The organism is Hungatella sp. SL.1.14 (genome assembly GCF_024460495.1).
GTDB classification, from domain to species: domain Bacteria; phylum Bacillota; class Clostridia; order Lachnospirales; family Lachnospiraceae; genus Hungatella; species Hungatella hathewayi.
Genome location: NZ_JANFYJ010000087.1, coordinates 1 through 845 on the forward strand (window position 1 = coordinate 1; position 845 = coordinate 845).

Annotated in this window: 2 tRNA genes and 2 rRNA genes; all 4 read right to left on the reverse strand. The window is 45.9% G+C overall.

What is annotated here, in order from left to right:
• Positions 1 to 264 precede the first annotated feature (264 nt).
• Positions 265 to 337, reverse strand: a tRNA-Ala gene (locus tag NE473_RS30025).
• Between the two features lie 98 nt (positions 338 to 435).
• A tRNA-Ile gene (locus NE473_RS30030) sits at positions 436 to 509 on the reverse strand.
• A 9-nt stretch (positions 510 to 518) separates the two neighbouring features.
• A 5S ribosomal RNA gene (rrf, locus tag NE473_RS30035) occupies positions 519 to 636 on the reverse strand.
• A gap of 99 nt (positions 637 to 735) precedes the next feature.
• Positions 736 to 845, reverse strand: a 16S ribosomal RNA gene (locus NE473_RS30040); the annotation flags it as partial.

Sequence of the window (845 nt, forward strand, 5' to 3'; positions counted from 1 at the left end):
ATTACTCATCTAAGATTCATAGCGTTGAATCTCTGGTCTTAGGTTTGTTATCGCTGTACGTTACAGCAACAACGAGTTTATAATTTTCGGTTATATCTGTTACGATATAACACCTCGGATGTCTTGAATTGTTTTCCACAGGTTTGATGTTCTTGCGAACCTCTCCTCTGTTTCAACTTTTCTAGATATATTCAATATGTGGTTTTCAAGGTACATGCTGGCATGACTCCCGGTTACCTTACGGCTTCCTTCCTTCATACCGAATGGAGATGGAGAGATTCGAACTCTTGACCCCCTGCTTGCAAGGCAGGTGCTCTCCCAACTGAGCTACACCCCCATATTTATGTCAAATACCGGATGCTGGTCTTCCCTTTTCAGGCAATCCCTTTATTCTTTTGTTTCTTTCCACTTACTTATCTCCTGGGAGTTAAGTAGTGGGCTTAAGTGGACTCGAACCACCGACCTCACGCTTATCAGGCGTGCGCTCTAACCGGCTGAGCTATAAGCCCTTTTGTAAAATCTGGCACCCACCTGCTCTCCCATGCCGTCTCCAGCATAGTACCATCGGCCGCTTAAGTCTTAACCATCGTGTTCGGGATGGGTACGGGTGTTTCCCCTAAGCGCATCGGCACCAGAAATTTCTAGTCTTTCTTGGCGTTTCTTATTCAATTACTTTTATCTTCTTTGAAACACAAGACTCAACAGTATCTAAAACCCTTACTTCTTCTTCCTTAGAAAGGAGGTGATCCAGCCGCACCTTCCGATACGGCTACCTTGTTACGACTTCACCCCAGTTATCAGTCCCGCCTTCGGCAGCTCCCTCCTTGCGGTTGGGTCACTGACTT